Consider the following 24,290-nt stretch of genomic DNA (forward strand, 5'->3'; position numbering starts at 1 on the left):
AAATCTGAAAGATTGCGACGCGCTTTAGCGGTTTTGCGTCCGGAAATGCTCTATCGCTCGCTGGCCGCCCTCTCCCGCAGCAGCCGGCGGATCACCTTGCCGGTGGTCGTCAGCGGCAAGGCATCGATGAATTCCACCTCGCGGGGATATTCGTGCATCGAAAGCCGCGTCTTCACCCACTCCCTTATGTCGGCGGCCAGCGCCTCGCTTGGGTGATGGCCTGGTGAAAGCACGATATAGGCCTTGACGATTTCGGTGCGCACGGTATCGGGCTTGCCGACGGCGGCGGCAAGCTGCACGGCGGGATGGCCGATCAGACAGTCCTCGATCTCGGCCGGGCCGATGCGATATCCCGATGAGGTGATGACGTCGTCGTCGCGGCCTTCGAAGGTCACATAGCCTTCGGCGTCCTGCCGGCCGATATCTCCGGTGAGCAGCCAGCCCTTGGCGAATTTTCGTTTCGTCGCCGCCGCATCGTCCCAGTAGCCGAGGAACATCACCGGATCGGGACTGGCGATGGCGATCTGGCCCGGTTCGCCGACGGGAAGCTCGTCGCCCGTCTCGCTGACGATCGCGACGCGATGTCCGGGCACCGCCCGTCCGATGGCGCCCGCCTTGGTGACGCCATAGGCAGCGCTCGACGCGAGCACGAAATTGCACTCCGTCTGGCCGTAGAATTCGTTGACGGTGATGCCGAGCGTACCCCGCGCCCACTCATAAGTCTCGCGGCCGAGCGCCTCCCCGGCCGAGCCGATGGTGCGCAGCACCAGATCGTATTTCGAGCGCGGATCGGAAACGGATCTCATCAACCTCAGCGCCGTCGGCGGAATGAAGGCATTGCGCACATCCATCTCGGCCATGATGCGATAGGCCATGTCGGCATCGAATTTCTGCGCTGGCGACGAGACGACGGGAACGCCGAGCAGAAGGCTCGGCAGCAGCGCATTGAGCAACCCGCCGGCCCAGGCCCAGTCGGACGGCGTCCAGACTTTGTCGCCCACTTTCGGAAAGCCCTCATGGGCAAACTGCATACCGGGAATATGGCCGGGCAGAACGCGATGACCATGCAGCGCGCCCTTGGGCGGCCCCGTCGTTCCCGAGGTGAAAATCATCAGAGCCGGATCGTCGGGAGACGTCTTTTCTCCCTTGAAGAAGGGCTCGTATGACACGATCAGATCGGCAAAGGAGAGAGCATCGTGGGCATTATCGAGGCTGATCACATGCCGAAGCTCCGGCAGCCGATCGCGAATTTGCCGGATGCGATCGAGGCCGAAATCATTGGTGACGATTGCCGCTGCACCTGAGGTCCTCAGCCTGTATTCGAGCGCCTCGACGCCGAAGAGCAGCGCCAGCGGCAAGGCGATTGCGCCCATCTTGTAGATCGCAACATGAACGACCACGGTCTCGAAGGACTGGGGCATCAGAAGGGCGACGCGGTCGCCTCGCTTAATGCCGAGCGAAGCCAGCGCATTGGCGAACATGGAAGAGGCACCGGCAAGCTCACCATAAGTCAGCGAAAGATGATCGCCGTCGGGGCTGAAATGCTCAAGGCAGACGCGCTCGGGATCTCTCGCGGCCCAGTCGTCGCTGACGGCGCGGCCGATATTGAAATCCTCCGGAATCCGCCAGGAGAAATCGCGATAAAGATCGTCGTAGCGATCGTGGGACGGCAGTTGCATGGTCGGATTCCAGTAAAATGCTGCATCAGCTAACACCTTGCCGCTGGGATGTGCAAGCCGAAGCCAGAAGCGGCAGTGATGAGCGCGGCTTCAAAAGCCGATCACGGATCATTGTGCGCACGCAGCATAAATTCTTCATTTGCCGCCCCTGCGACTTTAGCCATCTCGCGCTAAATCATGGAAGCCAGCCTGGGGTCATCGAATTCATCACGGAGTCGTTTCATGGAATACGCAAAATTTGGGAAGACCGGTCTCGAAGTGTCGAAAATCTGCTTGGGCTGCATGACATTCGGCGATCCCGGCCGCGGCAATCATGCATGGAGCCTGCGGGAAGAAGAAAGCCGGACGATGATCAAGCAGGCGATCGACCTCGGCATCAATTTCCTCGACACCGCCAATACCTATTCCAACGGTTCTTCGGAGGAGATCGTCGGTCGCGCCATAAAAGACTTCGCCAAGCGCGAGGACATCGTGCTGGCGACCAAGGTGTTCAACCGCATGCGGCCGGGCCCGAACGGCGCCGGCCTGTCGCGCAAGGCGATCTTCGACGAGATCGACAACAGCCTGCGTCGTCTCGGCACCGACTATGTCGATCTCTACCAGATCCACCGCTTCGACTACACGACGCCGATCGAGGAAACGCTGGAAGCGCTGCACGACGTCGTCAAATCTGGCAAGGCGCGCTATATCGGCGCCTCCTCGATGTATGCTTGGCAATTCGCCAAGGCGCTTTACGTCTCCAGGCTGAACGGCTGGACCGAATTCGTCAGCATGCAGGACCACCTGAACCTGCTTTACCGTGAGGAAGAGCGCGAAATGCTGCCGCTTTGCGAGGATCAGAAAATCGCCGTCATCCCCTGGAGCCCACTTGCCCGCGGCCGCCTGACCCGCGACTGGGACGAGACGACGGCACGCAGCGAAACCGACGAATTCGGCAAGACGCTCTACACGCAGTCCATCGATGCCGACCGCAAGATCGTCGGGGCCGTGGCCGAAATCGCCAAGGCCCGCAACATCTCCCGCGCCCAGGTCGCAACCGCCTGGATCCTGCAGAAGAGTGCGGTGACCGCCCCGATCATCGGCGCGTCCAAACCGAACCACCTCAGAGACGCGGTTGCCTCACTCTCGGTCAAACTCACCGCCGAGGAAATCGCGGCCCTGGAAGCACCCTACATCCCGCACGCCATCGCCGGCTTCAAATAGTCGCTGGCTTCTTGGTCCTCAGGCATATGCAAGGCGGATTCTCTCCCTCTCCGCCTAGAGGGGGAGAGCGAAACCACGGCTTCCGCGACTGAGATTATGTCCGACTGGCCGGATCGAGCTGCCGGCGCATCGTCACCAAAAACTGCTCGGCAAGCGCCCTGTCCTCGACCGCGCGGGCAAGAATGACAGCACCCATCATCGACGAGAGCGTCGTCGTGGCATTGGCGCGGCGCTCCTCTTCCGTTTCGCCGGGAACGATATCAACGAGCGTATCGACCAGCACGGACAGGCCATCGCTGAAGACCGCACGGACCGCGCCGCGGCTGCGGCTCACCTCCTGGATCAGCGTTGCGAAGACGCAGCTGCCGCCCGGATCGTCAACCGTGCGCCAGTGGATGTAATGGTCGAGAAGCGCTGCCAGCGGTCGGTCCGGCGATTCGGCGATATGTTCCTTCCAGCGCTCTTCCACCCTGTCGATCAGCTTGCGGCTGACCTCCAGCGCCAGGTCGTCCTTCGAATCGAAATGACCATAGAAGCCGCCATGCGTCAGACCCGCCGCTTTCATGATGTCGGCAACGCCGACCCCGTCGAAACCGTTTTCGCGGAAAAGCACGCCGGCAACGCTCAGGATCTTTTCGCGGTTTTCGGCAAATTTTTCGCGGCTGACCCGCATTGTCATCTCCAGAAATAGTCGCTTGACAAAATATATGACGTCCATCATCAATACGCAAGAAATATGATGGCCATCATGTAAATCGATCCAGTATCTTCTCGAACCTGAATTCAAACGGAATCTTGCCCATGGTTTCCACAGCCCTCGCCTCCACCCTTGCCCGGCGCAACATCCATTACGGCTGGGTCGTCGTTGCCGCGACCTTTCTCACCATGCTGGTCACCGCCGGCGCCATGGGCGCACCCGGCGTTCTCATCAAGCCGCTGCAGGACGAGTTCGGCTGGGAGACCTCGCAGATTTCCTCGGCCCTTGCGATCCGCCTGATCCTTTTCGGTTTCATGGGTCCGTTCGCCGCCGCCTTCATGAATTATTTCGGCGTGCGCAAGGTCATCGTCTTCGCACTGGCGCTGATCGGCGCGGGCTTCGTCGGTTCGCTGTTCATGACGACGCTGTGGCAGTTGCTATTGCTCTGGGGCATTGTCGTCGGCTTCGGCACGGGTCTGACGGCCATGGTGCTCGCCGCAACAGTCTCCAGCCGCTGGTTCACCAAGCATCGCGGCCTCGTCGTCGGCATGCTCTCGGCAAGCTCGGCCACCGGCCAGCTCGTCTTTCTGCCACTAATGGCGGAGCTGACGGAACGCTACGGCTGGCGCTCGACGGTGTTTTTCGTCTGCGCCATGATCATGGTCGCAGCCCTTGCCGTGCTTGCCTTCATGCGCGACCGCCCCGCCGACCTCAACCTGCCCTCCTTCGGTGAGACGCAGGTGACACCGCCACCGGCAAGCACCTCCCTCGGCGCAGCGCTGATGACGCCGATCACTGTCCTCAAGGAAATCTCGAAGACCTCGACCTTCTGGATCCTCTTTGCCACCTTCTTCATTTGCGGTCTCAGCACCAACGGCCTGATCCAGACCCATTTCGTCACCCTCTGCGGCGATTTCGGCATCGTACCGGTGGCTGCCGCCAGTGTGCTGGCCGTCATGGGCATCTTCGATTTCTTCGGCACCATCGGTTCCGGCTGGCTGTCCGACCGATTCGACAATCGTTGGCTGCTCTTCTGGTATTACGGCCTGCGCGGCCTGTCGCTGCTCTACCTGCCCTTCAGCGATTTCAGCTTTTACGGCCTCTCCATCTTCGCCGTCTTTTACGGCCTCGACTGGATTGCCACCGTGCCGCCGACCGTCAAGATCGCCGCCGACCGCTTCGGCCGCGAAAAGACCGGCCTCGTCTTCGGCTGGGTCTTTGCCGGACATCAGCTGGGAGCCGCCACCGCCGCCTATGGCGCCGGCCTCTCGCGCACCGAGCTTTCGAGCTACCTGCCGGCTTTCTTCGTCGCGGGCGCCTTTTGCCTGCTGGCCTCGATCCTGGCGATCACGCTGAAGAAGTCCGGTCTGAGCAACCCGGCACCGGCCGCCGCCCATTGATATCAGACAGGATCCGGCCTCGAAGCGAGGCCGGATCTCTCTACCGGATCAGTCCGATAACTTCGCTTGCCCGTCTTGCGCGTCCGGGCGCTCGCATGTTAGACAGCCGCCCGTTCGTATCCGTTGCCCCATTGGCGGAATTGGTAGACGCGCTCGACTCAAAATCGAGTTTCGAAAGAAGTGCTGGTTCGACTCCGGCATGGGGCACCACCAAAATCTTCAAGATCTTTGTCGGATAGTTCAAGCAACGCAAGCGAACTGCGTCGTCTCGCGTGGACGATCTGGGAAACCCCCGCCCGCAATGTGAGAGAGCGGCGAGGACAATATCGTGGTCACAGTACTTCAAAGACTTCGTATTCCACACCGCCCGGACACCTGCCGCCCTTTGCCACCGCGACAATGCTGTTAAGCCAAGCGTGAGCAGGCGCGGCGGTCTCGAAATACGGTGTCGTGCGCAGATAATATTCCGAAGCGTCGACCGTCTCGCCGCGCGCCAAACGCTCGTCGACGGCCTGTGACGCACGCCTTATGCCGCGATAAGTCATGAGGACGAGCCCCCCGTCGTCGGCGACGAGGAGGAGCCGGACATCTTGATGAAATGTGCCGTCGGCACGAGCGAGCAGGAGATCCGATCCGATCAGCGGCGATACTTCTCCTTTCAGGCGCTCCCCTTGGAAATATCCGCCCGAGACAGGAAAAATGCGCCGGCCGCCGGCTGGCGTCTGCCCAAGCTCCAGCGTCGGATGAAGCGCGATGAAGAGTGTAAACAGGTGCTGAGATTGCAGGGACACAGTAGATCTCCTATTCTTGGCTACCTCCAAATTGCACCAGAGCGTTCCGCCTTCAAAACGCGCTTTGCTTGTCGTCACCGCAAGATAAATTGATCGTGAAGGGAAGCTGATCATGCGACCGTCCTTAGAGTCTCTGCGCGTATTGGAAGCCTGTGTCTCAGCCGGCAGCTTCGCGCGCGCAGCCGATCGCTTGTTTCTGACACCGGCGGCGGTCAGCCTTCGTATTCGCACTCTGGAGGCTGAGCTCGGTCAGCCGCTATTTACGCGCGCCGGTCGGCGAGTGGTCCCGACGGCCGCCGCCTCCGTTCTGGCAAATCGGGTCCGGGAGGCATTAACCGGGATCGGTGACGCGCTCGCAGAATTTCAGGCGGCGACGCCGCCACTCAGGCTCACGGCGCCGCCGACCTTTGCGTCACGCTGGCTTGCACCGCGTCTGGCGCGCTATCCTGCGCCAGAAGCTTCCGTCATCGAGGTCGACGTCTCGGCGGAAATACGTGATCCGGGCGCATTCGACGTCGCCATAAGGACGGGTCGCGGCGGATGGGCCGGGCTGGAAGAATATCGGCTCGCTCCCGTAGAGGTGACGCCGATGCTGTCGCCTTCCCTGCTTGGAACGCGGAAACTTGCCGCGCCGGAGGCGCTGGCTGACTTCGCGCTTTTGCCGCACCCTGATTGGCAGCAATGGTTTAAGGAGGCTCAATGCGCGACCCCGCAGGGTTTGCGCTTTTTGGCGGTCGATTACCCCACGCACGAGTTGGATGCCAATGCGGCGCTGGCAGGCGTGGGTGTGGCGCTGTTGTCGCCGTCGCTGTTTCGGCCGCTTGTGACCGAGGGCCGGTTGATCGCGCCGTTCCCCTACGTGCTGAGCGGGCCAGCCTGGCATTTTGCGCTCATCCGCTCCAATGACGCGCGCCAGGCGACGCGGCAGCTCTGCGCATGGCTTTGCGAGCAGGCGCGTGAAGTCGCATAATTCCGAACCAAAGACGCTGTGAAGGCTTGGGCGAGATGATGGCCGCGGCCGCGCGCTAGCGAAAGACGACACTGCATCACCGCCTCGACCTCCGCCCGTACCCGATAGAATTTTTATTTGCCAGGTCGCTTTGGCGGCGATCTCAAGTCTCTCCCGAAAAGTCGGATATGAGGCCGTCATATCCCGTTAGGCTGGGAGGCTTGTGAAAATACTCAGCGCCTAAGCGGAGCTTACTTGTTTTTCAGCAGCCACATCTTGCCGGCCATCGTGATGCCGTAGACGTCTTTTGTTGCGTCGTCATCCAGATGCCGCCGCTCCAGAAAACCCGGCTCCTTCAACTCGCCCAGCGTCTTGGCAGTGACCGATTTTATTTTCTGAGGTCGCTCTTTCCACCGGTCAGTTTTTGCATAAGTCACCGTCGCGTTCTCGTGCGTCCATTTATTGGCTGGCTGAGGATAAAGGTCTCCATCCCTGGCGAGTTTAAGTGCGGCGATCTGGGACGGCGTAAGCTCAATCATACTAAAAGATCCTGTGCGGGCGGTGTTTGCGCTGGGAACGCGCTGTTACCAAAGGCGTGCTCATAACACCGACAGACGACTTTCACCACTGCATTGAAATATTCGTGCCACAAAAGGCGAAATCCCGGCTCGTCGGAACCGGGCTTCGTCCTTATCGCACATTTTTTCGTTAATTGCAGCGCCGGACCGTCTTGGTGACCTCGCCCTCGTCGGTCTGTCGGGTGACGCTCCTGGTTTCGCAGCCATTATCGCGATAGCGGCGATGCTCACGTTCGCGCACGGCACCAAAAGTGACGCCACGCTCGCTGATGGTGATACCGGGTCGTACCCGCTCGTGACGATAGCCGTCGTCATAGGAACGCTCCCTGACATAGACGCTGTCGGCAAGAACAGGCGCAGCAAACGAGCAGACGGCAAGGGCCGCCACAGTACAGTTCAAGATCATCTTTCGCATGTCGTTCTCCTTTCTTGATGAAAGGGCAACGAGGCAAGACACAAGTGGTTCCAACATCGGTGACGGCCCGACCGTGCCGCGCACGAGGGCCGTGCCTACAACGCAACGCATCTTTTTAGACCTGAGAAGGACGCTTTAACATTTGGAATTGCAGCATTATTCTATCCTACCCGCCAAAATGAGAGCGAAGGGCCCCGAACAGTAGCCGGTCATCCAAATCAACTGTTTAATTTTGCTTGCGCTTCGTCCAAAGTGGCCGCCGCTATCACCAGAGAGGGCGGACGTGCATCAGGAAGTAGGACTTATCGCGACGGTCGCCGTCAGTTTCGTTTTCGCGGCGGTCCTGGGCTATGCCGCCGACCGGCTTCGGCTGCCGCCACTGGTCGGTTACCTGATGGCGGGCATCCTGATGGGGCCGTTCACGCCGGGCTTTGTCGCCGATACCGCCCTTGCCAGCCAGCTCGCCGAGATGGGCGTCATTCTTCTGATGTTTGGCGTCGGCCTGCATTTTTCCGCCTCCGACCTGCTTGCCGTGCGCGGCATCGCCGTGCCTGGCGCAATCGGGCGGATTATCCTCGCCACCCTGTTGGGCATCGGCCTTTGCAAACTCTGGGGCTGGAGCCTCGGCGCCGGCATCGTCCTCGGCCTCAGCCTCTCGGTGGCGAGTACCGTCGTGCTCCTGAAGGCGCTGGAGGAGCGCAATCTCGTCAACGCGGCAAGCGGACGCGTCGCCGTCGGCTGGCTGATCGTCGAGGATCTGGTAATGGTGCTGGCGCTGGTGCTGCTGCCGGCGCTGGCAGAGCTTCTGGGTGGTAACGCCGCCGATACGACCAATCACGGCCTCGGCGACCTGCCACTGATGCTGACGATCGGGCTGACGCTGCTGAAGGTGGCGGCTTTCGCCGCCATGGCGATCTTCCTCGGCCCTCGCATCGTGCCCTGGCTGCTGACGATGATCGCCCGCACCGGCTCGCGCGAACTCTTTACGCTGACGGTGCTGGCGATCGCACTCGGCATCGCCTTCGGTTCGGCGGCGATCTTCGGCGTCTCCTTTGCGCTCGGCGCATTTTTCGCCGGTGTTGTCATGAGCGAATCCCAGCTCAGCCACAGGGCGGCGGCCGACTCGCTGCCGTTGCAGAATGCCTTCTCCGTGCTGTTCTTCGTCTCCGTCGGCATGCTTTTCGATCCCTCGATCCTGGTGCGCCAGCCGCTGGCCGTGATCGGCGCACTGGCGCTCGTGATCCTGGGCAAGGGCATCATCACCTTCCTCATTGTCATCCTGCTCAGATATCCGATCAGCATGGGGCTGACATTGGCAGGCGGCCTTGCCCAGATCGGCGAGTTTTCCTTCATCCTCGCCGGTCTCGGCGTCTCACTCGGGCTCCTGCCGCATGAGGGCCAGGATCTGATCCTGGCTGCCGCGATCCTGTCGATCACGCTCAACCCAATCGTGATCTTCGCGACCGACGGCCTGAAGAAATACATCCATTCGAAATGGCCCTCCCTCTGGGAAAGCTACGGCAGGAGCAGGCAGAAGGCGCTCGGCAAAGAACTGGAAAAGATCAGGGCGCTCGGCGAAGAGCGCGAGCGCCAGCATCAACTGAAGATGCAGCAGCTCATCGAGACGTTCCCGCTGTTCTCCGAGGTCGACGAGGACGCGCAGGAGGAGCTGCTGCTGCTCTTCAAGGCGAAATCCGCACCGCCCGGCGAACGCGTCATCCGCCGCGGCGACCGGGGCGATAGCATGTATTTCATCTCCTCCGGCGCGGTGGAAGTGCGGCTCGCCAGTGGCGCGATCCGCCTGGAGCCGGGAGCCTTTTTCGGGGAAATGGCGCTACTGACCGGCGGACGGCGCACAGCCGACGTCATCGCCGTCGACTTCTGCCAGTTCGAGGTGCTCGAACGGCGCGACTTCAATATGTTCATGTCGCACCATCCACATCTGCGCGCCGCGGTTAGCGAAATGGCCCAGAAGCGAACGGAAATGAACGTCCTGCGTCAGCAATGGGAAAAGTCGATGGACCTGTCCTGACACAACATCACTCCTTTCAGCGGCAATCACGCTACCGTGATTGCTTCAGCCCGCCGGCCAATAGCCATCGGAGCGGAAATCCTCCGGGATCGGATCGAGCCGCGACAATGTCTCGGCTGCGAAATCGATCTGCAGCGACAAGTATTTAAGAGGTGCCAGCATCGGCACGCCGGTCGCGAATTCCCGGATGCGGGACATGTTATAACCGCTCTCGCTGATCCGCCGCGCAGCCTCCCGGCGCACGTCGTCTTTGCTTGGTCCGCGCCGCTCTTCGGACCAGTCATCCATTTGCGCCGCCTGCCCAAGGCCGCCTTCAATCACTTTGAACATTCTCTTGCCACCCTGCACGTCGACCCCAATTAGCTTGCCGCAGAATGGCCGATTCGCAATCCCGTGAAATCTTGGGAGAGGCGCCGATACCCCGCATCACGAAAATTTTTGGACGGCGGTGGCAGGAAGGACACGGGCGAGCATTTACAGCGCCGCGCACGGCCCCTAAAGCTCTTTTGCACTGCAACAGGAAGGAAACGGAATGCTCCGCAGACTTTACGACTGGACCATGTCTTTGGCCTCGCGCAAATCGGCCGAAGTCTGGCTCGCCGTCATCGCCTTCGTCGAAAGCTCCGTCTTTCTCGTCCCCGCCGATGTACTCTTTCTGCCGATGGCGCTTGCCAGGCCGGAACGCTCCTATCGCTATGCGTTGATTGCAACCGTCGCCTCCGTGCTCGGCGGCATCGCCGGCTGGGCGCTCGGCTATTACGCCTATGAGACGGTGGCGCGGCCGATCCTGGAATTCTACGGCAAGTTCGAAGCCTTCGAGCAGATGAAGGCCTATGTCACCTACGAGTGGATCCTGCTGCTGCTCGTCACCTCGGGTCTTGCGCATCTGCCGCCGATCAAGATCGTCACCATCCTATCCGGCGTCATCCACGTCAATCTGGGGCTTTTCATCGTCTCAGCGATCGTCGCGCGCGGCGCGCGTTTCCTCTTCCTCGCCTGGCTGTTGCGCCGCTACGGCGAGCCGATCCGTGATTTCATCGAAAAGCGGCTCGGCCAGATCGTCGGTATCGGTGCCGCCGCCGTGATCGTGTTATATCCCGCCTACCGCTATCTCGCGCACTAGGCGAGAATGATTTTTAGCCGAATAGGCCTGAAATCTGCTTTCGCATCTCATGCTCTACCAACGTCGCGGAGTTCCGCCATGACTGCCACTTCCTCGCCGCTCGCCCGCCCCGGCTTTATCTATTCCCTGTTGCTCGCCATCGGCATGGCGGCGGCGGTCGGCACCGCGCTCGGCTTCCAGTATATCGGCGGCTATATTCCCTGCGCGCTCTGCCTGTTGCAGCGCCAGCCCTATTATTACGCCATCCCGATCGCGATCCTGGCCGCGATATCCGAGCTCGTCGGCCTGCCGAACTGGATCACCCGGGCGCTCATTCTCGCGGCCGGCATGCTGATGCTGGTGACGGCAGGCATGGGTGTTTATCACGCCGGCGTCGAATGGCACTTCTGGCCGGGCCCGGCCACCTGCTCGACGACGGCAAGCAGCATGACGACCAATGCCGGCGATCTGCTTGGTGAGCTCAACACCATCAAGGGCCCGTCCTGCACCGATGCGGCGCTGCGGGTGCTCGGCCTGTCTTTTGCGGGCTGGAATGTGATTGCCGGAATCCTGCTCGCCGCCTTCGCCTTTGTCGGCGTTCGCAAGGCGGCCTCGTAAAATTGTCCAGCAATCCAAGCACTGCAGCGTCCGTTGCGCGTCTGAAAGGACGCGCAACGCGTAGGCCGTTCGATCAGGGCTGCAGTTCGGTATCCCAGTAGAGATAGTCGAGCCAGCTTTCATGCAGATAGTTCGGCGGGAACAGCCGGCCGTTATTGTGCAGATCCTGCACCGTCGGCTGATAGGGCTTCTGCGCCGGGAACATGCCTGCCTGCTTCGGAAGCTTGCTGCCCTTGCGCAGATTGCAGGGCGAGCAGGCTGCCACGACATTTTCCCAGGTGGTCTCGCCGCCATGGGCGCGCGGGGTGACGTGGTCGAAGGTCAGGTCGTCATGGGCGCCGCAATACTGGCACTCGAACCGGTCGCGCAGGAACACGTTGAACCGGGTGAAAGCGGGATTGCGGGACGGCTGAACGTAAGTCTTCAGGCACACGACACTCGGAAGACGCATCGAAAAGCTCGGCGAAGAAACCGAATGTTCATACTCTGCTATGATGTTCACACGGTCGAGAAATACCGCCTTGATCGCGTCCTGCCAGGACCACAACGACAAGGGGTAATAACTCAGCGGCCGGTAGTCAGCGTTCAGGACGAGCGCCGGCAGGGCCTGTGGGGAGACTGCAATCGTCAAGGGACTCTCCTGATCGATTCGGCATCTGCACCTGTATATTAGGCCGGTTGTTACAGGATTGTGAAGTCCAATAAATTCAGAGGATAAAGGCAATTTGAAGAGTGTTGCCGATCAGCCGATCGGCACCATGTCACGGCGCATCTTCGTGGCGTAGTAGGCCCAGAAAAGCCGTGCCGCCACCGAGCGCCACGGCGACCAGACTTCCGAAAGCTCAGCAAGCGCCTTCGCCTGCGGCCGTGCCGCAAGACCGAATGCCGCCCCGACGGCATTCTGCAGCGCGACATCGCCGGCCGGGAAAACATCGGCATGGCCGCCGCAAAACATCAGATAGACCTCTGCTGTCCATGGCCCGACGCCCTTCAACGCCGTCAGTTCGCCAAGCGCTTCGCCCGGCAGCTTCAGGCAGAGCCCGGAGAGATCGAGGCGGCCGGAGGTGACCGCTTCGGCGATCCGCGACAGCGTCTCGGCCTTGGCGCGTGACAGGCCGAATTCGCGCCATGCCTCGGCGTGAAGCAGTGCGTAACCTTCGGCCGTCAGCGAACCGTCCGCCGGCAGCATGCGCCGCCAGATCGCGTCGGCGCTGGCGCGCGACACCATCTGCGAGACGATGATATGGGCAAGGCCGGCAAAGCCGGGCTCGCGCAATCGCAGCGGAATGGGCCCGGCCTCCGCGACGATCGGCGCAAGGCGCGGATCGAGGCGAAGCAACGCTTCGAGCCCCTGCCTGACATCGTCTTCGTTGCGGATGATCTGCACTTTGCCTCGCAGTGGTTCAAAAACCGAATCCATGGCAGAAGAAAGCATGACCACGAGTGAGCGTCAAAAACCCGTCTTTCGTTTTGCGCCGAGCCCCAACGGACCGCTGCATCTCGGACATGCCCTCTCGGCCCTGCTGAACCGCGACATGGCGGAGGCCGAACAAGGCCGCCTGCTGCTGCGCATCGAGGATATCGACCAGGCGCGCTGCACACCTGAGTTCGAGGCCGGCATTCATAGGGATCTCGAATGGCTTGATATCAGCTGGGAGAGCCCGGTGCGGCGCCAGTCGGAACATTTCCCCGAATATCAGGCGGCGTTGCACACGCTGATCGAGCGCGGGCTGGTCTATCCGGCCTTTCTGACGCGCGGCGAGGTGAAGGCGCGCATCGTTGCCTACGAGGCAGCGGGTGAACCCTGGCCGCGCGATCCCGACGGCACTCCGCATTATCCCGCAATTGATCGCGAGCGTCCGGCAGACGAATGGCGAGACATGCTGACCTCGGGGAAGAAACATGCCTGGCGACTCGATATGCGCAAAGCGCTCGACCTGATCGGCGAGCTGCTGTTCTGGACGGAAACCGGCGACGGCAGGACAGGTGAGATCGCCGCCGAGCCCGACGTCTGGGGCGACGTCATCCTGTCGCGCTCGGATGCGCCATCCAGCTATCATCTGTCGGTGGTCATCGACGATGCGCTGCAGGGCGTCACCCACGTCGTGCGTGGGCTCGACCTCTTCCACGCGACATCGGTGCACCGGCTGTTGCAGGTGCTGCTCGGCCTGCCGCAGCCGGTCTATCACCATCATCGTCTCGTTCTCGACGCCGACGGCCGCAAGCTTTCGAAAAGCCAAGGCGACAGCGGGCTTGGCGAATTGCGTGCCCGGGGCATGTCAGGGGCGGATGTTCGCCGCCTTGTCGGGCTCTGATTGCCTTTCGACACGCTCTCTGCCGACGATCGAAAGCGTGTGGGAGAACATCCGGAAGACGCGGAACTTGATCAGCGCCGCATTGATCTCCGCGCCGATGATGAAGATGACGCCGACCATGTAGAGGAAGATCAGCACGATCATGACAGAGGCGAGACCGGCATAGGTTGCCGTATAGTTGGCGAAGGTCGCGAGATAATAGGCAAAGATCAGCGCGCCGGCGAGCCAGAGAAGCAGCGTCAGCAAGACGCCGGGAATGACGTCGAAGACCCGCCGCTTGCCGGCCGGCAGCCAGAGATGCATGACCAGCAGTCCGACCGTCAGAACCACCAGCGTGCCATAGATGCGCCAGCTGAAGACGATATCGAGCGTATCGGCAAACAGCGGAAACCACTTCCTGGAATAATCGAGCGCCAGCGGCAGGGCGACGAGCAGAATGCTGATCGCCGTGAAGATGATAACTGCGATCAGCACGTAGCCCAGGCTGGCGAGACGGGTGAAATACCAGGGCCGCGTTTCCTGCACCCGGTAGGCGCGATTGAGCGAGATGCGCAGCGCCTCGACGCCGTTCGAGGCGAAATAGGCGGCCGCCAGCACCGAGATCGTCAGCAGCCCGCCGCGCGGAATGGTCAGCACCTGCAGCACCTGGTCGGCAAGCGGCTTGGCGATCGCCTCGGGCCAGGTGTCGAAGATCAGGTGGATGGCGGTCGAGGAAAACTGATCGGCGCCGAGGAAGCTTGCAAGCGCCGTGCCGAAGATCAGGAAGGGAAAAACCGCAAGCAGGCTCGACAGCGCCACGTGACTTGCCATGGCGAAGCCGTCGTCCTCGACCATGTGACAGATCGCGTCATAGATCACGTCGTAGATCGTGCGCAGCACCTTCAGCATTCCGTCTCCGGCTTTCCAGATTGTATCCTCTGGCCGAATATGGGAAACGAGTCCCATTTTGTACAGGAATCATTCCATGGCGGAGCAGCGCACCATCGTCGTGACCGGATGTTCGTCCGGTATCGGCGCTCATTGCGCACGGGCGCTGAAAGCCGATGGTTGGCGTGTCTTCGCGACGGTGCGCAAGCCGGACGATCTCAAGGGGTTGGAAGCGGAAGGCATCGAAGCCTTCCTGATGGACTATGCCAGGACCGAGACGATTTCCGACCTGGTCGGCGCAGTTCTGGAACGCAGCGGCGGTCGTATCGACGCGCTCTTCAATAACGGCGCCTACGGCCAGCCGGGCGCCGTCGAGGATCTATCGACGGCAACGCTGCGCGCGCAGTTCGAGGCGAATTTCTTCGGCTGGCACGAGCTGACGCGGCAGATCATTCCGCTGATGCGCAAACGCGGAGAGGGGAGGATCGTGCAATGTTCGTCGATCCTCGGCATCGTCCCCTATCGCTTTCGCGGCGCCTACACCGCTTCCAAATTCGCGCTGGAAGGTCTCAGCATCACCCTGCGCATGGAGCTGCAGGGCAGTGGCATCCATGTCAGCCTGATCGAGCCGGGACCGATCGCCACGCGGTTCACCGCCAATGCGCTCGCCAAGATCAAGGAGCATATCGATCTCGAGAATTCGCCGCACGCGGTCGATTACACCAGACAACTGGCGAGACTCGACGGATCGGGGCCGGTCAACCGCCATAAGCTCGGCCCGGAAGCGGTCTATTCCGTGTTGAAACACGCATTGAACTCGAAAAATCCGAGGCCACATTATCCTGTAACGACTCCGGCTAAGCAGGGCATGTTCCTGAAGCGGCTGCTTCCGGCAGACCTCTTCTATCGCCTGATGCGCTGGACGGACTGACTGAGAAAGCAGAACGCTATGTCCACGGTCACCTATATCCTCGCAATCATCGTCATGGGCGTCGTCGCCCTCGTCCTGATCCGCGGTCTCTTCAACATGATGAAGGGCGGCGATGCCAACCGTTCCAACAAACTGATGCAGCTTCGTGTGCTGTTGCAGGCGATCGCCGTCGTCCTGATCATGCTGACGCTCTGGCTGACCGGCGGCGGCCGCCCGACCTGACCGGACTTCAAGGGGGAAACCATGGTCAAGCTCAACAAGATCTACACGAAAACAGGCGATGACGGCACGACCGGGCTGGTTTCCGGCCCGCGCCGGCGAAAAGACGATCTGCGCGTCGAGGCCTACGGCACGATCGATGAGGCCAATTCCGCGATCGGCCTGGCGCGGCTGCACACGGCCGGCTTGCCCGAACTCGATGCCATGCTGATGTCGATCCAGAACGATCTCTTCGATCTCGGCGCCGATCTCGCCACCCCTGACACCGGTGAGCCACCGACCTACGAGCCGCTACGGATCGCCGAGACGCAGGTCGACCGTGTCGAGCACGATATCGACCGGCTGAACGCCGGGCTGGAGCCGCTGAAATCCTTCATCCTGCCAGGCGGCAGCCCGGCTGCCGCCCATCTGCATCTTGCCCGCACGATTGCGCGGCGCGCCGAGCGTTTGATGGTCGCGCTTGCCCGCACCGACGGCGAAATCGTCGGCGAGCCGGCGATGAAATACGTCAATCGCCTCTCCGATTTCCTCTTCGTCGCCGCGCGTCATGCAAATGACCAGGGCCATGCAGATGTACTTTGGGTTCCGGGAAAAAACAGATAGGCTTGCCTCGATCACGATCGCCGGGGGGCCTTTATGTTCATACCACTTCACGATGCCAATACGCTGAAATATATCAAGGTTCAGTGGGTGACGCTCACACTGATCGCGCTGAATATCGCGGTCTGGCTTTTGACCAGCCTGGAGAGCGAACAGGCAGCCCAGGCGACGACCGTCGGGCTCGGCTACATCCCGGCGATTGCCTTCGGCCATGCGATGCTGGCGCAGGGACTCGAAATCGTGCCGGAACCGCTGACCTACCTCACCTATGCCTTCGTCCACACCGGCTTCTGGCATCTGGCCGGCAACATGATCTTCCTCTGGGTCTTCGGCGACAACGTCGAGGATGCGATGGGACATCTGCGCTTCCTGATTTTCTATCTCGTTTGCGCCGCCGCCGGCGCGCTTTGCCACGGCCTGCTGACCATGACCTCGGAAGCGCCGCTGGTCGGCGCATCGGGGGCGGTCTCCGGCGTCGTTGCCGCCTATGTCTTGCTGCATCCACGCGTCAGGGTCTGGGTGCTGGTGTTTTTCCGTGTGCCGTTGCCCCTGCCGGCCTTCGTGCCGCTGCTTTTGTGGATAGGACAGCAATTCTTCATGCTGGCGATCGCACCTGACGGCGACGTTTCCTGGGGCGCGCATGTCGGCGGCATCCTTGCCGGGGCTTTCCTGATCCTCGTGTTGCGCCGGCCGGGTGTGCCGCTCTTCGACCGGCAGATCGTCACGCCCCGCGCCGTCAGAAACGACCCAGGCGCCGGCCCGGCCATCGCAGCCGGCACGGACGGGCGGACGGCACAGCGATTTCCCTGGGGCCGTCGCTGACGACAATATTGACGTGAACGTAAACGTCCATATATTGCCGAGGCAAATTGCCTGTCGGCGTCATGGAAGCGTTGAAATTGGAGGAAAAACGCGTATCCATGTCGCCATTCGACAATCGGAGCGGCGCCCAAGCGCGCATTTTCTAAAAAGCCTCTGAAGCCAGTTTCTCCTGAAGGAAGGACCCCATGAAGATACTCGTCCCAGTCAAACGGGTTGTCGACTACAACGTGAAGATCCGGGTGAAGCCGGATGGCACGGGTGTCGAGCTTGCCAATGTGAAGATGTCGATGAACCCGTTCGACGAGATCTCGGTGGAAGAGGCGCTGCGGCTGAAGGAAGCCGGCAAGGCTGAGGAAGTGGTGGTCGTTTCGATCGGTCCTGCCAAGGCCGAGGAGACGCTGCGCACCGCACTTGCCATGGGTGCCGACCGGGCGATCCTGGTCGAGACCGACGATCAAATCGAGCCGCTCACCGTCGCCAAGATCCTCAAGGCTGTGGCCGATGCCGAACAGCCCGGGCTGATCATCGTCGGCAAGCAGGCGATCGATGACGACAGCAACCAGACCGGCCAGATGCTGGCGGCGCTGCTGGGCATGCCCCAGGCGACCTTCGCCTCGAAGATCGAGATCGGCGATGGCAAGGCTCAGGTGACCCGCGAGGTCGATGGCGGCCTGCAGACGATCGAGATCAAGCTGCCGGCGGTGGTCACCACGGATCTGCGCTTGAACGAACCGCGTTATGCCTCGCTGCCGAATATCATGAAGGCGAAGAAGAAGCCTCTCGACAAGAAGAGCCCTGATGATTTCGGCATCTCGACCACGCCGCGCCTCAAGGTCCTGAAGACCGAGGAGCCGTCGGGCCGCAAGGCCGGCGTCAAGGTCAAGTCGGTCGCCGAACTCATCGACAAGCTCAAAAACGAAGCCGGCGTGCTGTAATCAGGTTGGAACAGGAACCATCATCATGACCATTCTTCTTCTGGCTGACCACGACAATGCAAGCCTGTCCGACCAGACCGCCAAGACGTTGACGGCCGCAACCAAGATCGGCGGCGACGTGCATGTGCTGGTCGCCGGCAAGGCTGCCAAACCCGCTGCCGATGCCGCCGCCAAGCTTGCCGGCGTCTCCAAGGTGCTGCTCGCCGAAAGCGACGAACTCGCCAATAATCTCGCCGAGCCGCTGGCCGATCTGATCGTCTCGCTGGCGGGAAGCTACGACACGATCATCTCGGCCGCCACCTCGGTCGGCAAGAACGTGCTGCCGCGGGTGGCAGCCCTGCTCGATGTCGCCCAGGTCTCGGAGATCATCGAGGTGATCTCTGCTGACACCTTCAAACGGCCGATCTATGCCGGCAATGCCATCCAGACGGTGCAGGCGACCGATGCCAAAAAGGTAATCACCGTGCGCACCGCATCCTTTGCCTCTGCACCGGAAGGTGGCTCGGCCACCGTCGAGGCGATCCCGGCGGTTTCCGATCCGGGGCTGTCGACCTTCGTCAGGGACGCGCTGTCGGCCTCCGACCGTCCGGAACTGACGTCTGCGAAGATCATCATCTCCGGCGGCCGGGCACTCGGCTCTGCCGAGAAGTTCAGGGAGGTCATCCTGCCGCTCGCCGATAAGCTCGGTGCTGCCGTCGGTGCATCGCGTGCCGCTGTCGATGCCGGTTATGCGCCGAACGACTGGCAGGTCGGCCAGACCGGCAAGGTGGTGGCGCCGCAGCTCTATATTGCCTGCGGCATTTCAGGCGCCATCCAACATCTGGCCGGCATGAAGGATTCGAAGGTGATCGTCGCCATCAACAAGGACGAGGAGGCGCCGATCTTCCAGGTCGCCGACTACGGATTGGTCGCCGATCTCTTCGACGCCCTGCCGGAATTGCAAAAGGCGCTCTGACCGCGCCAAATGCTTTTCTTTCGCACTTGCGAATGACTGGAAAATTATCTTTTATCGGGCTACTACTGCTGCCGGGCGATCCTTCGTCCGGCAGTATTGCTAGAAAAATGCGGCGGCGCGGGGGCGAATGCCGTGCGGGGGTTTGGAGATGAATGCGGTGTTGAAGAATATTGGTATTATCGGTGCCGGTCAGATGGGCTGCGGCATCGCGCATGTTTCGGCCGCCGCAGGTTACAGGGTTCACATCTACGATCTCTCGCAGGACCGCATCGAATCTGGCCTTGCCACCATCAACGGCAACCTGGCCCGCCTGGTGACGAACGGCAAGATGACCGAAGAGGAGCGCAAGTCGACCTTGTCGCTCATCACAGGCTCGTCCGATGTCAATGATCTCGCCCCCTCCGATCTCGTCATCGAGGCCGCCACCGAGGATGAAACGGTCAAGCGCAAGATCTATACGCAGGTCTGTCCGGTCCTGAAGCCGGAAGCACTGCTTGCCACCAACACCTCTTCCCTGTCTATCACCCGGCTTGCTGCCGCCACCGACCGCCCCGAGCGCTTCATGGGCATACATTTCATGAACCCGGTGCCGGTGATGAAGCTGGTCGAACTGGTGCGCGGCATCGCGACCGACGAGAAGACCTTTTCCGCCGCCAAGGAATTCGTCGGAACTCTGGAAAAGACCATCACCGTCGCCGAGGATTTCCCTGCCTTCATCGTCAACCGCATCCTGCTGCCGATGATCAACGAAGCGATCTACACGCTCTATGAAGGCGTCGGCACGGTCGACGCCATCGATACGGCGATGAAGCTCGGCGCCAACCACCCGATGGGACCGCTGCAGCTTGCCGATTTCATCGGCCTCGACACCTGCCTCTCGATCATGCAGGTGCTGCATGACGGCCTGGCGGATTCGAAATATCGTCCCTGCCCGCTGCTGGTAAAATATGTCGAAGCCGGCTGGCTCGGACGCAAGTCCGGCCGCGGCTTCTATGACTATCGTGGCGAAGTGCCGGTCCCGACGCGGTAAGCGGCCATCACCTGAAAGGGCGAATAGACCGAGCGCCCGCTAAATGCTTTCTTTGCCGGGAACGGGAGGAAACGCCATGTCGACCGAAACACCCATGTTCCTGCTGCAATGCTGCGTCCTTATCGGAATCGCCGGCGTCTTTCTCATGAGAGGAGATGGGGACTCCTGATCAACGTCGTTACGACCCGATCGCACCCTTGATTAGCGCCTTCGCGTCTTCGCTATCCCACGCGGCCGGGCCGTTCATGGCGGAGATCAGGCAGCCCTTGTCGTTGAGCAGCAGCGTCACCGGAAGGCCGAAGGCAAGGCCTTCCTTCTTCAGGCTGTTGAACACGCCGATCGTATTGTCGCGGTAGAGCTGCAGCGCATCGACGCCGGTTTCAGTCAGGAACGTCTTCGGCTTCTCATCGTCGCCGGTGTCGATATTGACCGGCACGACCTGGAACCTGTCGCTACCCATCTCCTTTTCGAGTGCGTTCAGCGCCGGCATTTCCTCGCGGCAGGGCACGCACCAGGTGGCCCAGAGATTGAGAAGCACGGTCTTGCCGGCGAAATGATCGAGCGTCAGCGGCTTGCCATCCGGCCCGTTGAAGGAAACCGCCGTCAGCTTGCGCGGCTCGGTGGCGGCAACCATGGCGGCCACCTGCCCCTTCATGAGCGGTGCCAGATTGGCAGCACGCTCCTTCGCCAGCGAGCATTCGGCCGAAGCGCTGCTGCCGATCCCATTGCCAATTCCCTTCTCCTTCACGTATACCGCTGCCGCACCTGCAACGACACCTGCGACGGCGGCGATTGCGATCAATTTTCCGGACGGCAGGCCGAAGGGTTTTTTCGTCGTCATTTCATTCTCCAGGACGGGCATCTTCCATGGCCGAGAACAACACGGACACCAAATCCTCCAACCAGATGTGGGGTGGGCGCTTCGCCTCCGGCCCGGACGCGATCATGGAGGAGATAAATGCCTCGATCGGTTTCGACAAGAAGCTATTCGCCCAGGACATCCGCGGTTCGATCGCCCACGCGACCATGCTTGCCCATCAGGCGATCATTTCATCAGACGATAAGGACAAGATCGTTCACGGGCTAAACACGATCCTGTCAGAAATCGAAAGCGGCAATTTCGAATTCTCGCGTCAGCTCGAAGACATCCACATGAATGTCGAGGCACGCCTGGCGACGCTGATCGGACCGGCGGCCGGCCGCCTGCACACCGCCCGCTCGCGCAATGATCAGGTGGCGCTCGACTTCCGCCTCTGGGTGAAGGAAGAGCTGCAGAAGACCGAGCAGATGCTGACCGGCCTGATCGCGGCCTTCCTCGACCGCGCCGAAGAACATGCCGAAAGCGTCATGCCGGGCTTCACCCATCTGCAGACCGCCCAGCCCGTTACCTTCGGCCATCACTGCATGGCCTATGTCGAAATGTTCGGCCGCGATCGCTCGCGCGTGCGCCACGCCATCGAGCATCTGGATGAAAGCCCCATCGGCGCCGCAGCCCTTGCCGGCACCGGCTATCCGATCGACCGCCACATGACAGCCAAGGCGCTCGGTTTCCGCGAGCCGACCCGCAACTCCATCGATACGGTCTCCGACCGCGATTTCGCCATCGAATTCCTGTCGATCGCGGCGATTGCGGGCATGCACCTGTCGCGTCTGGCAGAAGAGATCGTCATTTGGTCGACCCCGCAATTCGGATTCGTGCGTCTCTCCGACGCCTTCTCGACCGGCTCGTCGATCATGCCGCAGAAGAAGAATCCGGATGCCGCTGAACTGGTGCGCGCCAAGACCGGCCGCATCAACGGCTCGCTGGTGGCGCTGTTGACGATCATGAAGGGTCTGCCGCTCGCCTATTCCAAGGACATGCAGGAAGACAAGGAACAGGTCTTCGACGCAGCCGAGAGCCTGGAACTGGCAATCGCTGCCATGACCGGCATGGTGCGCGACATGACCGTCAACACCGCGCGCATGAAGGCGGCGGCCGGCTCCGGCTATTCGACGGCGACCGATCTTGCCGACTGGCTGGTGCGCGAAGCCGGCCTCCCCTTCCGCGATGCCCATCACGTGACCGGCCGCGCCGTAGCACTCGCCGAAAGCAAGGGCTGCGACCTTGCCGAACTTCCGCTTTCCGATCTGCAGGTGATCCACCCCGACATCACCGACAAGGTCTACGACGTGCTGACCGTCGAGGCCTCGGTCGCCAGCCGCAAGAGCTTCGGCGGCACGGCACCGTCCGAAGTGCGCAGGCAGATCGCCTTCTGGCGCGCCCGCAACTAAGAGATATCAGGCGTGGCGAAGAGCCGCCACACCCTTCCTGCAGGTGGAAAGACCGTCCAACAATCAGGGTGCACAAGGCGGATAAACTTCGCTATGAAGATGTCCATCATTCGATATGAATGATGCCAGCACATGCCGCAGAAGAGGATATCCATGAAGAGCTTGCCGCATCTCATCCGCCTGACGGCGGTTCTCGCCGTCATCGGCCTTGCCGTTGCCGGATGCGGGCGCAAGGGCGACCTCGATCCGCCGAGTGCTGCGGCAACCAAGGAAGGCGACGTTTCCAAGCCGACGAAACAGCCGGGAACTGTCGACAAGCCCTTCCTTCTCGATCCCCTTCTTTAAGGCATAAGCCCGTGAACCATTTCGAGTACCGTGACGGCGTCCTCCATGCCGAGAACGTTCCCGTTCCCGAGATCGCCAAGGCGGTCGGCACACCTTTCTACGTCTATTCCACCGCGACGCTGGAACGCCACTACCGCGTCTTTTCGGAAGCGTTCGCCGACATGGACTCCATGGTCTGTTATGCGATGAAGGCGAATTCGAACCAGGCGGTGCTGAAGACGCTGGGCCGCCTCGGCGCCGGCATCGATGTCGTCTCGGAAGGCGAGCTGCGCCGCGCGCTTGCCGCCGATATTCCGGCGAGCCGCATCATGTTCTCAGGTGTCGGCAAGACGCCGTCCGAGATGGATTTTGCGCTTGAGGCCGGCATCTACTGCTTCAACGTCGAATCCGAGCCCGAGCTCGAGATCCTCAATCAGCGCGCCGTCAGCGCGGGCAAGAAAGCGCCGGTCTCCTTCCGCATCAACCCGGATGTCGATGCGAAGACGCATTCCAAGATCTCGACCGGCAAGAAGGAAAACAAGTTCGGCATCTCCTGGGAGCGCGCCCGCGCCATCTATGCCCATGCCGCCAAGCTGCCGGGCATCGAGGTTACCGGCATCGACATGCATATTGGCAGTCAGATCACGGAACTGCAGCCCTTCGACGACGCCTTCAAGTTGTTGCACGACCTTGTCGCGACGCTCCGCGCCGACGGCCACACCATCCACCACGTCGATATCGGCGGCGGCCTCGGCATCCCCTACAAGGACGACAACAATCCGCCGCCGCTGCCGGATGCCTATGCGGCAATCGTCAAGAACCAGCTGCGCGGCTTGGACTGCAAGATCATCACCGAGCCCGGCCGCCTGATCGTTGGCAATGCCGGTATCCTCGTGACCGAAGTCCTCTATGTGAAGGATGGCGGCGAAAAGACCTTCGTCATCGTCGACGGCGCGATGAACGACCTCATCCGCCCGACGCTCTACGAGGCCTATCACGAGATCCGGCCGGTAACAATTTCAGCGGCCAACGCCCCCCGCATCCGCGCCGACGTGGTCGGCCCCGTTTGCGAGACCGGCGATTATCTGGCGCTCGACCGCGAGATGGCGATGCCGAAGCCCGGCGACCTGATGGCCGTCAGCACTGCCGGCGCCTACGGTGCGGTCCAGGCCGGCACTTATAACAGCCGCCTGCTGGTGCCCGAAGTTCTGGTCAGGGGCAGCGATTTCCATACGATTCGACCGCGCAGAACCTATGCCGAACTGATCAGCCTCGATTCCGTTCCGGCCTGGCTCGACTAGCGCATCGGCCCGAAAATCGGACGATTTTCGGAAAGCACGATGCGAGCATTGAAAGAGTTAGAGCGTCCTTTGTGCGTCCGAAAGGACGCACGGCGCTTCTAAGCATGTCGCGCAAAAGTGCGCGGCGGTTTTCCGATAACGACATGGGTAAAACAAAGACCTAAAGCGCGCGAAGCAATCCGAAAGATCGCGACGCGCTTTAAGTCGCATCACTTTTTGGCGAATAACCGTGAAAAGCCAGTATTACTGGCCGCTC

The 24,290-nt window shown here is 61.3% G+C and carries 27 protein-coding genes and 1 tRNA gene; 18 read left to right on the forward strand and 10 right to left on the reverse strand.

What is annotated here, in order from left to right; genetic code table 11:
- Positions 1-50: 50 nt before the first annotated feature.
- Positions 51-1,679, reverse strand: a complete 1,629-nt coding sequence (locus AB8B31_RS19450) for an AMP-binding protein (protein ID WP_018448088.1) — start codon at positions 1,677-1,679, stop codon at positions 51-53.
- 222 nt (positions 1,680-1,901) lie between these two features.
- On the opposite strand from AB8B31_RS19450, the gene AB8B31_RS19455 reads away from it, so the two are divergent.
- Positions 1,902-2,882 (forward strand): aldo/keto reductase, encoded by a 981-nt coding sequence (locus AB8B31_RS19455; protein ID WP_018448089.1) that lies wholly within the window; start codon positions 1,902-1,904, stop codon positions 2,880-2,882.
- A 94-nt stretch (positions 2,883-2,976) separates the two neighbouring features.
- Here AB8B31_RS19455 and AB8B31_RS19460 read toward each other — a convergent pair whose 3' ends face one another.
- Positions 2,977-3,555 carry a TetR/AcrR family transcriptional regulator gene (locus AB8B31_RS19460; RefSeq protein ID WP_018448090.1) on the reverse strand — a complete coding sequence of 193 codons (579 nt, stop codon included), beginning with the start codon at positions 3,553-3,555 and terminating at the stop codon, positions 2,977-2,979.
- Between the two features lie 128 nt (positions 3,556-3,683).
- Here AB8B31_RS19460 and AB8B31_RS19465 point away from each other — a divergent pair, with 128 nt between their 5' ends.
- Positions 3,684-4,979 (forward strand): MFS transporter, encoded by a 1,296-nt coding sequence (locus AB8B31_RS19465; RefSeq protein ID WP_018243762.1) that lies wholly within the window; start codon positions 3,684-3,686, stop codon positions 4,977-4,979.
- 125 nt (positions 4,980-5,104) lie between these two features.
- Positions 5,105-5,189 (forward strand) — tRNA-Leu (locus tag AB8B31_RS19470).
- A gap of 122 nt (positions 5,190-5,311) precedes the next feature.
- Here AB8B31_RS19470 and AB8B31_RS19475 read toward each other — a convergent pair.
- On the reverse strand, positions 5,312-5,770 hold the full coding sequence (locus tag AB8B31_RS19475; RefSeq protein ID WP_018448091.1) for a DUF3237 domain-containing protein: 459 nt from the start codon (positions 5,768-5,770) through the stop codon (positions 5,312-5,314).
- 112 nt (positions 5,771-5,882) lie between these two features.
- Here AB8B31_RS19475 and AB8B31_RS19480 point away from each other — a divergent pair, with 112 nt between their 5' ends.
- Positions 5,883-6,740, forward strand: coding sequence for a LysR family transcriptional regulator (locus tag AB8B31_RS19480; protein WP_128408749.1), 858 nt, complete (start codon positions 5,883-5,885; stop codon positions 6,738-6,740).
- A gap of 230 nt (positions 6,741-6,970) precedes the next feature.
- Here AB8B31_RS19480 and AB8B31_RS19485 read toward each other — a convergent pair whose 3' ends face one another.
- Entirely contained in the window at positions 6,971-7,258 is a 288-nt protein-coding gene (locus AB8B31_RS19485; RefSeq protein WP_012759154.1) for a hypothetical protein, read from the reverse strand.
- A gap of 169 nt (positions 7,259-7,427) precedes the next feature.
- A complete protein-coding gene (locus AB8B31_RS19490) occupies positions 7,428-7,712 on the reverse strand; it encodes a hypothetical protein (RefSeq protein WP_018243765.1) in 285 nt (94 codons plus the stop codon).
- Positions 7,713-7,995: 283 nt separating this feature from the next.
- Between AB8B31_RS19490 and AB8B31_RS19495 the strand changes: the two genes are divergently transcribed.
- Positions 7,996-9,744 carry a cation:proton antiporter domain-containing protein gene (locus AB8B31_RS19495; RefSeq protein WP_018243766.1) on the forward strand — a complete coding sequence of 583 codons (1,749 nt, stop codon included), beginning with the start codon at positions 7,996-7,998 and terminating at the stop codon, positions 9,742-9,744.
- Between the two features lie 45 nt (positions 9,745-9,789).
- Here AB8B31_RS19495 and AB8B31_RS19500 read toward each other — a convergent pair whose 3' ends face one another.
- Positions 9,790-10,074 (reverse strand): hypothetical protein, encoded by a 285-nt coding sequence (locus AB8B31_RS19500; RefSeq protein ID WP_018448093.1) that lies wholly within the window; start codon positions 10,072-10,074, stop codon positions 9,790-9,792.
- 202 nt (positions 10,075-10,276) lie between these two features.
- Between AB8B31_RS19500 and AB8B31_RS19505 the strand changes: the two genes are divergently transcribed.
- Both AB8B31_RS19505 and AB8B31_RS19510 read left to right on the forward strand, forming a co-directional pair.
- Positions 10,277-10,867: a YqaA family protein gene (locus AB8B31_RS19505; RefSeq protein ID WP_018243768.1), complete on the forward strand. Its 591-nt coding sequence runs from the start codon at positions 10,277-10,279 to the stop codon at positions 10,865-10,867.
- A 78-nt stretch (positions 10,868-10,945) separates the two neighbouring features.
- Entirely contained in the window at positions 10,946-11,464 is a 519-nt protein-coding gene (locus tag AB8B31_RS19510) for a disulfide bond formation protein B (RefSeq protein ID WP_018448094.1), read from the forward strand.
- A gap of 73 nt (positions 11,465-11,537) precedes the next feature.
- Here the strand turns inward: AB8B31_RS19510 and AB8B31_RS19515 are convergent, their stop codons facing one another.
- Positions 11,538-12,095 (reverse strand): HNH endonuclease, encoded by a 558-nt coding sequence (locus AB8B31_RS19515; protein ID WP_011653702.1) that lies wholly within the window; start codon positions 12,093-12,095, stop codon positions 11,538-11,540.
- 111 nt (positions 12,096-12,206) lie between these two features.
- On the reverse strand, positions 12,207-12,899 hold the full coding sequence (locus tag AB8B31_RS19520; protein WP_018448095.1) for a DNA-3-methyladenine glycosylase family protein: 693 nt from the start codon (positions 12,897-12,899) through the stop codon (positions 12,207-12,209).
- Between AB8B31_RS19520 and gluQRS the strand changes: the two genes are divergently transcribed.
- Positions 12,898-13,779 (forward strand): tRNA glutamyl-Q(34) synthetase GluQRS, encoded by an 882-nt coding sequence (gene gluQRS / locus AB8B31_RS19525; protein ID WP_128408750.1) that lies wholly within the window; start codon positions 12,898-12,900, stop codon positions 13,777-13,779. The genes AB8B31_RS19520 and gluQRS overlap by 2 nt on opposite strands.
- On the opposite strand, the gene AB8B31_RS19530 is transcribed toward gluQRS, so the two are convergent.
- Positions 13,744-14,667, reverse strand: coding sequence for a YihY/virulence factor BrkB family protein (locus AB8B31_RS19530; RefSeq protein WP_018243772.1), 924 nt, complete (start codon positions 14,665-14,667; stop codon positions 13,744-13,746). The two genes, gluQRS and AB8B31_RS19530, sit on opposite strands and share 36 nt — an antisense overlap.
- A 76-nt stretch (positions 14,668-14,743) precedes the next feature.
- On the opposite strand from AB8B31_RS19530, the gene AB8B31_RS19535 reads away from it, so the two are divergent.
- The 7 genes from AB8B31_RS19535 (at position 14,744) to AB8B31_RS19565 (ending at position 20,138) form a co-directional block, all read left to right on the forward strand.
- On the forward strand, positions 14,744-15,577 hold the full coding sequence (locus AB8B31_RS19535) for an SDR family oxidoreductase (protein WP_018243773.1): 834 nt from the start codon (positions 14,744-14,746) through the stop codon (positions 15,575-15,577).
- 18 nt (positions 15,578-15,595) lie between these two features.
- Positions 15,596-15,799, forward strand: a complete 204-nt coding sequence (locus tag AB8B31_RS19540; RefSeq protein WP_018243774.1) for a twin transmembrane helix small protein — start codon at positions 15,596-15,598, stop codon at positions 15,797-15,799.
- A gap of 21 nt (positions 15,800-15,820) precedes the next feature.
- A complete protein-coding gene (locus tag AB8B31_RS19545; protein ID WP_128408751.1) occupies positions 15,821-16,399 on the forward strand; it encodes a cob(I)yrinic acid a,c-diamide adenosyltransferase in 579 nt (192 codons plus the stop codon).
- 33 nt (positions 16,400-16,432) lie between these two features.
- Positions 16,433-17,218 (forward strand): rhomboid family intramembrane serine protease, encoded by a 786-nt coding sequence (locus tag AB8B31_RS19550; protein ID WP_018243776.1) that lies wholly within the window; start codon positions 16,433-16,435, stop codon positions 17,216-17,218.
- 185 nt (positions 17,219-17,403) lie between these two features.
- The gene (locus tag AB8B31_RS19555) at positions 17,404-18,153 is read left to right on the forward strand and encodes an electron transfer flavoprotein subunit beta/FixA family protein (protein WP_018243777.1); all 750 of its coding nucleotides are present in this window, start codon (positions 17,404-17,406) and stop codon (positions 18,151-18,153) included.
- A gap of 25 nt (positions 18,154-18,178) precedes the next feature.
- A complete protein-coding gene (locus AB8B31_RS19560) occupies positions 18,179-19,108 on the forward strand; it encodes an electron transfer flavoprotein subunit alpha/FixB family protein (RefSeq protein ID WP_018243778.1) in 930 nt (309 codons plus the stop codon).
- 148 nt (positions 19,109-19,256) lie between these two features.
- Positions 19,257-20,138 carry a 3-hydroxybutyryl-CoA dehydrogenase gene (locus AB8B31_RS19565; RefSeq protein WP_003543296.1) on the forward strand — a complete coding sequence of 294 codons (882 nt, stop codon included), beginning with the start codon at positions 19,257-19,259 and terminating at the stop codon, positions 20,136-20,138.
- Positions 20,139-20,316: 178 nt separating this feature from the next.
- Here AB8B31_RS19565 and tlpA read toward each other — a convergent pair whose 3' ends face one another.
- Positions 20,317-20,979, reverse strand: coding sequence for a thiol:disulfide interchange protein TlpA (gene tlpA / locus AB8B31_RS19570; RefSeq protein ID WP_018243780.1), 663 nt, complete (start codon positions 20,977-20,979; stop codon positions 20,317-20,319).
- Positions 20,980-21,005: 26 nt separating this feature from the next.
- Here tlpA and argH point away from each other — a divergent pair, with 26 nt between their 5' ends.
- From argH to lysA, 3 genes are all read left to right on the forward strand, one after another.
- Complete coding sequence (gene argH / locus AB8B31_RS19575; protein ID WP_018243781.1) at positions 21,006-22,409, forward strand: argininosuccinate lyase; 1,404 nt, start codon at positions 21,006-21,008, stop codon at positions 22,407-22,409.
- A 132-nt stretch (positions 22,410-22,541) separates the two neighbouring features.
- Positions 22,542-22,754: an LPS translocon maturation chaperone LptM gene (gene lptM / locus AB8B31_RS19580; protein WP_018243782.1), complete on the forward strand. Its 213-nt coding sequence runs from the start codon at positions 22,542-22,544 to the stop codon at positions 22,752-22,754.
- 11 nt (positions 22,755-22,765) lie between these two features.
- Complete coding sequence (lysA, locus tag AB8B31_RS19585; RefSeq protein ID WP_018243783.1) at positions 22,766-24,034, forward strand: diaminopimelate decarboxylase; 1,269 nt, start codon at positions 22,766-22,768, stop codon at positions 24,032-24,034.
- Positions 24,035-24,290: the final 256 nt, after the last annotated feature.

Origin of the sequence: Rhizobium sp. 62_C5_N11_2 (genome assembly GCF_051811185.1) — a bacterium.
GTDB classification, from domain to species: Bacteria; Pseudomonadota; Alphaproteobacteria; order Rhizobiales; family Rhizobiaceae; genus Rhizobium; species Rhizobium leguminosarum.